This window comes from Acinetobacter sp. UC24323, from assembly GCF_024151445.1.
GTDB lineage: Bacteria > Pseudomonadota > Gammaproteobacteria > Pseudomonadales > Moraxellaceae > Acinetobacter > Acinetobacter baumannii.
In genome coordinates, this window is record NZ_JAHIBY010000028.1 from 1 (window position 1) to 5,420 (window position 5,420).

At 36.4% G+C, this 5,420-nt stretch carries 7 protein-coding genes; 6 read left to right on the forward strand and 1 reads right to left on the reverse strand.

What is annotated here, in order from left to right; translation table 11 throughout:
• The 6 genes from KNQ97_RS19070 to KNQ97_RS19095 all read left to right on the forward strand — a co-directional run.
• Positions 1–190: GMC oxidoreductase (locus KNQ97_RS19070; protein ID WP_253612629.1), on the forward strand; the 190-nt coding region annotated here is incomplete at its 5' end.
• A gap of 61 nt (positions 191–251) precedes the next feature.
• Positions 252–761 carry a cupin domain-containing protein gene (locus tag KNQ97_RS19075; RefSeq protein ID WP_024432727.1) on the forward strand — a complete coding sequence of 170 codons (510 nt, stop codon included), beginning with the start codon at positions 252–254 and terminating at the stop codon, positions 759–761.
• Positions 762–770: 9 nt separating this feature from the next.
• Positions 771–1,529, forward strand: coding sequence for an alpha/beta fold hydrolase (locus KNQ97_RS19080; protein WP_253612630.1), 759 nt, complete (start codon positions 771–773; stop codon positions 1,527–1,529).
• Positions 1,529–2,341 carry an aspartate dehydrogenase gene (locus tag KNQ97_RS19085; RefSeq protein ID WP_199937276.1) on the forward strand — a complete coding sequence of 271 codons (813 nt, stop codon included), beginning with the start codon at positions 1,529–1,531 and terminating at the stop codon, positions 2,339–2,341. Before KNQ97_RS19080 ends, KNQ97_RS19085 begins: the two co-directional genes overlap by 1 nt.
• Before the next feature lie 8 nt (positions 2,342–2,349).
• On the forward strand, positions 2,350–3,102 hold the full coding sequence (locus KNQ97_RS19090) for an SDR family oxidoreductase (RefSeq protein ID WP_024432730.1): 753 nt from the start codon (positions 2,350–2,352) through the stop codon (positions 3,100–3,102).
• 228 nt (positions 3,103–3,330) lie between these two features.
• Positions 3,331–4,539, forward strand: a complete 1,209-nt coding sequence (locus tag KNQ97_RS19095) for a carbohydrate porin (RefSeq protein WP_253612631.1) — start codon at positions 3,331–3,333, stop codon at positions 4,537–4,539.
• 33 nt (positions 4,540–4,572) lie between these two features.
• Here KNQ97_RS19095 and KNQ97_RS19100 read toward each other — a convergent pair whose 3' ends face one another.
• Positions 4,573–5,106, reverse strand: a complete 534-nt coding sequence (locus KNQ97_RS19100; protein WP_024432732.1) for an NIPSNAP family protein — start codon at positions 5,104–5,106, stop codon at positions 4,573–4,575.
• Between the last annotated feature and the right edge of the window lie 314 nt (positions 5,107–5,420).

A 5,420-nucleotide genomic window follows, 5' to 3' on the forward strand; every position in this document is an offset into this window, starting at 1 on the left:
GGTTGATGAGTTTGGTCGTGTTCACACCATAGACAATGTGCGGATTGTGGATGCATCGATCATGCCTGAGATCCCGAGTGGTAATTTGAATGCACCGATCATTATGATGGCTGAAAAAATGGCCGATATTGTTAAAGGAGTTAAGCCTTTGACACTGAATCAATCTGTAGATTATTACAAACCGAATTGATTTTTTGCTTTATTTAAGCAAAAATGTAAACGTTTACATAATAAAGATTAAGGAGCCGACCATGGCAGAGAATACTGAAGATAAAGGTGTGGTGTATTACTTCAACCGCCAGACAGAGAAAAGCTACTGGCAGCCAAAACCAGCAAACGGTTTCGTCACTGTAGCTATCTCACCAGAATTTGCTCAGATGAAACGTGACTTCTCAATGGGAACACAAACTGTTCCTGTCGGTGGGCGAGTTCGTGAACATGCTCATCCTGATCATGAAGAGGTGTTGCACTTCATTTCAGGACGCGGCAAAGCAATTATTGACGGGAAAGAATACGTATTAGAACCAGGTGTAACCGTATTTCTAGGTACCCATAACTCTCATACATTTATTAATGATGGTGAGGAAGACCTGCATTGGGCTTGGTTCATGCAACCAAGTGGGCTTGAGTACTTTTTCCGGGACATCGGTCGTCCACGTAAAGAGGGAGATCCAACTCCAGAGCCATTTGAACGACCTGAAAATATTGAACAGATCGAAGGCACGGACAAGGGTGTATTTGCATACACTAAAAATACGTGAGTAGAGAATATGACTATTAATGTATTTCATACCATTGAAGGTAGTGGCAAACCGGTAGTTCTAATTTCTGGTTTGGGCGGCCGTGCTTCATTTTGGGATGAAGTAAAAAAAGAGTTATTAGGGCGTTACCAAATCATTACTCTTGATCATCCAGGTATTGGTCAAAGCCCAATTATTGGTGATCCTAATATTTCTGGAATTGCAGAAGCAGTGATAGAGATTTTAGATCATTACAAAATTCCTTCGGCTCATATTTTAGGACATTCTACCGGAAGCTTGGTTACTCAGTGCCTAGCTCTGGATTATGCAGATCGAGTAAAGAGTATAGTTTTAAGTAGTGGTTGGGCAAAACCAGACCAACGATTTATTGATTTCTTTACTTATCGAAAAGAAACCTTAGCTGTAATGGGGGAACATGCCTATAACGAGCTAACTCGTTATATCGCATATCCATCGGAATACTACGAATATCACTTTAAAAAGGAAAGTGGTGTGGTATCAACTGATTCCCCTAATAAAGAAATGATTTTAAAGCGTATTGATATGTTGTTGTCTTATTCAAGACTAGAGGAACTCAATTCAATACAACATTCAGCTTTAGTCATTGGCGCGAATGATGATTATGTCATTCCATTTTTACATTCAAAGCAACTTTTTCAAGCAATTAGCAATGCTCAATTAGTTGAGCTAAGTGGTGGTCACTTCACACCAAAGGTTAAACCTGCTGCTTATGCTGAGATTGTAAATAAGTTCTGGGAGTCTATGTAATGAGTATGAGTCACATAAAACGTGTTGGTGTTATTGGCTTTGGCGCAATGGGTAAATATGTTGTCCATTCACTACAAACACATTCAGAAAATCTTGAATTATGTTTACTGCTGAATTCCACTCCTGACAATGATGTATTGACTGAATTTAATCCAATAAACATTGAAACTAATGTTCAAGATTTAATTCAGTGGCAACCCGACCTTGTTATTGAATGTGCAGGGCATTCAGCAGTTATTCATCACGTTCCATCACTCTTACAAGCAGGAATTGATGTTGTAATCGCATCAATTGGTGTTCTAGCAGATACGGTGATTAATGACCAATTACAGTCCGCTGCTAAGCAAGGCGATGCCAGATTAATTTTGGTTTCTGGTGCCGTAGGCGGTCTGGATGCATTACGTTCTGCTAAATCTGCGGGATTAAATACGGTTGAATATCGCGGTAGAAAACCTCCAAAAGCTTGGAAAGGGTCACCAGCAGAGCAAGAGTTTGATTTAGATCAGATTAAAGAACCAACTTGTATTTTTAAGGGTACTGCTGCTGAAGCGGCAATTAAGTTCCCTAAAAATGCCAATGTGACAGCAGCGGTCGCGTTATCAGGTTTGGGATTTGATGATACATCGGTTGAGCTCATTGCAGATCCGACTATCGAAAAGAATATTCATGAGGTTTCAGCAATAGGATCTTTTGGGAACTTAGATATCAGTTTGAGCAATAACCCATTACCTGAAAATCCACGCACCTCATGGTTAGCAGCATTAAGTATTGAAGAAGCAGTTACTAAACAACTGCATAGTTTGACATTCTAGGAAATAATATGAGACTTGAAGGCAAAATTGCACTTATTACAGGTGCAGGCGCAGGGATTGGCGAAGCAACAGCTTTACTTTTTGCAAAAGAAGGTGCAAAAGTTATTGTCGCTGATAGAGACTTTGAAAATGCAAAAAAAGTTGCTGATCAAATTGGTGAAAATGCTTTTGCTGTAGCAGCAGATGTAGCCAAAAGTTCTGATGTTGAAGCTATGGTTAAAGCTGGAGCAGAGCATTTTGGTGGTTTGGATATTTTAGTTAATAATGCAGGGTTTGGTACTTTAGGTACAGTTGTTACACTTGAAGAAGATCTTTGGGATAGCGTCATAGATGTTAACTTGAAAGGTGTATTCCTCTGTTCAAAATTCGCAATTCCTGAATTAATTCGACGCGGTGGTGGATCTATTGTGAATCTAGCTTCTACTATTTCAGTAGTTGGTATTCCAGATCGTGCTGCATATGTAGCAGCGAAAGGTGGTGTGGCGGCATTAACCCGTGCTATGGCATTGGATCATGCAAATGAAGGTATTCGAGTGAATAGCGTTGCTCCTGGTGTTATCAATTCAAGCTACTACGATAAAATGTTTAAAGAAGTTGAAGATCCTGTTGCATTTAAAAAAGGCTTAGAAGCACGTTCTCCTTTAAATAAAATGGGTGAACCGATTGATATTGCTAATATGATTCTATTTTTAGCATCAGATGAATCTACATTCTCAACAGGTGCTATGTTTACTATTGATGGTGGATATACTGCTCGATAGTTTAAGTGATAAAAAATGGAGCATTATGCTCCTTTTTTTATCATTAAATATTTTAAATATTCTTTCTCTTTAAATAAAATTGATATTGTTTTTAATATTAACCATAAAATTTAAATCATTTTAATAGATTATTATAATTTATTTTAAATTTTAATAAAAAATTGTTTATTTATTGACTTGGTATAACTATTGCTAATATTATGTAAACGTTTACATAGGAGCGTATACATGAAAGTATTAAGTAAATTGTCATTATTACCAATGGCATTAATAGGGATATCTCAAGCAAATGCATTTGATTTTAATGGTTATATAAGATCAGGCGTTGGTTTTAGTGAAAAAGGGGATACACAAAGTTGTTTTTTTCTGGACGGTGCAAAAAGCAAATACCGTTTGGGTAACGAGTGTGAACAGTATGTAGAGTTAACTGGCACTCAGGAATTATATAAATTTAAAGATAATTCTACAGTGGCCCTAAAGGGTACATTGGCGTTATTACAAGATTTTGGTGATGATAAAGATTTTTCTGGAAATAATTATGCCAAATGGGCTGAAGCCTATCTCATGTGGAATAATATCAGCTACTTAAATGGTGCAAATGTTTGGGCAGGTCGTCGTTTCTATAACCGTAATGATATTCATATTTCAGACTTTTATTACTGGAATCAGAGTGCGACAGGATTTGGTATAGATAATTTTAAATATAACGACTTGTACTATTCATATGTTTTCTCTCGTAAGGATGATGTATTTCAGGATAAACCAGTAAACCGCCATGATATTACTGTAAGTGGATTTAATACCAACCCAAATGGAACACTAAGTGTAGGGGTAAGCTATATCCCAAAAATAGATGAACCAGATAGCCATTCAGGTACTTCATTTAGCGTTCAGCATAAACAAAAACTAGGTAAACTCAACAATACCCTGGCCTTGCAATATGGTTATGGTCCAGGAACTGGCTTAAGTTATACCGGTGATACAAGCTTATCGAGTAAGGATAAAAGCTGGCGTGTAGTCGAATTTATTGATGGGCAAATTACTGAAAACTTTAGTGCTCAAGCGGAGTTGATTTACCAGAAAGATGAACGTGAAGAAGCTTCAAATGAACAAGAATGGTATTCAGCTGGTGTACGACCGGTATATGCATTGAATGATCAATTTAAGTTAGTAGGAGAGTTGGGTTTTGATGCAGTTAAACGTGATAAGACCGCGACTTTAACTAAGTTATCCTTTGCACCTACATGGTCACCAAAAGGAAAAGGATTTTGGGATAGACCAGAATTCCGTTTGTATTACACCTATGCGATTTGGAACAAGGAAGCCCAAGAGCGAGCTGATCTGAACAATGCAGGTTCTACATTATCGTCAACGGGTAATTTCGGGACATCACGTAATGGTAGCAATTTCGGATTGCAAGTAGAGTATTGGTGGTAATAGCTAAGAAGAAAGGCTCATAAGAGCCTTTTTTTATATCATTTTTAATGTTGTATGTTTAATATTCTTTATATTTAAATTTTCTATATTTTTTTGGCTTTCTGAAAATAAAATAATCTCATTCGGATTAGGAAACTCAACTATATTCAATTGAATATTATCCTTGTTATTTTCTGCAACACTGTTAATTACGTTTTTTAATGTACTTACTTTGCAGTCGATTTCATAAATGTTGAGATTTCTTTGGAAATTAAAGTTATTATTTCGATCAGTAAGGTTTAAAACTTTTAAATCTTGTTCGTGAATAAGTGGTGCAGCATATTGAATGAAATCTTCTTGCCAGCTCTGTATTTTAGCCAATTCTTGCCTTAATAGGTGTCTATGTTCTAATGATTCATATTGCCATAAATGATAAAAGTGAATATATCCATCTTGCTCAATATTCCATTTACCTTTAAGAATTCCATAATTATCTAAACGGATTGGTAAGCATTTATCATTAAATAGTTTTAAGTATTTCGACCAATTTTCAGGTGTGAATTTATAATGTCTTAGTTCATAGATCATAGCTTATTACCTCTAATAACGTATTTAAAAAAATGATCTAAGTAACTTATGTATGAATATTTCCCATCATATCCGATACTAGCTACTTAGATCGATCTTAGAAATTTAATAAATGGGTAGAAACTTAAATTTCTAAGAGGTCTGTCGTTTTGGAATTAATTCAATTTTTCGTATAGGCAAATACTCCTTTATCCGTTCCTTCAATCTGTTCAATATTTTCAGGTCGTTCAAATGGCTCTGGAGTTGGATCTCCCTCTTTACGTGGACGACCGATGTCCCGGAAAAAGTACTCAAGCCCACTTGGTTGCATGAAC

Coding starts and splice junctions, on each gene's coding strand:
- KNQ97_RS19075 (WP_024432727.1), top strand. CDS start 252: ATGGCAGAGAATACTGAAGATAAAGGTGTGGTGTATTACTTCAACCGC.
- KNQ97_RS19080 (WP_253612630.1), top strand. CDS start 771: ATGACTATTAATGTATTTCATACCATTGAAGGTAGTGGCAAACCGGTA.
- KNQ97_RS19085 (WP_199937276.1), top strand. CDS start 1,529: ATGAGTATGAGTCACATAAAACGTGTTGGTGTTATTGGCTTTGGCGCA.
- KNQ97_RS19090 (WP_024432730.1), top strand. CDS start 2,350: ATGAGACTTGAAGGCAAAATTGCACTTATTACAGGTGCAGGCGCAGGG.
- KNQ97_RS19095 (WP_253612631.1), top strand. CDS start 3,331: ATGAAAGTATTAAGTAAATTGTCATTATTACCAATGGCATTAATAGGG.
- KNQ97_RS19100 (WP_024432732.1), bottom strand. CDS start 5,106: ATGATCTATGAACTAAGACATTATAAATTCACACCTGAAAATTGGTCG.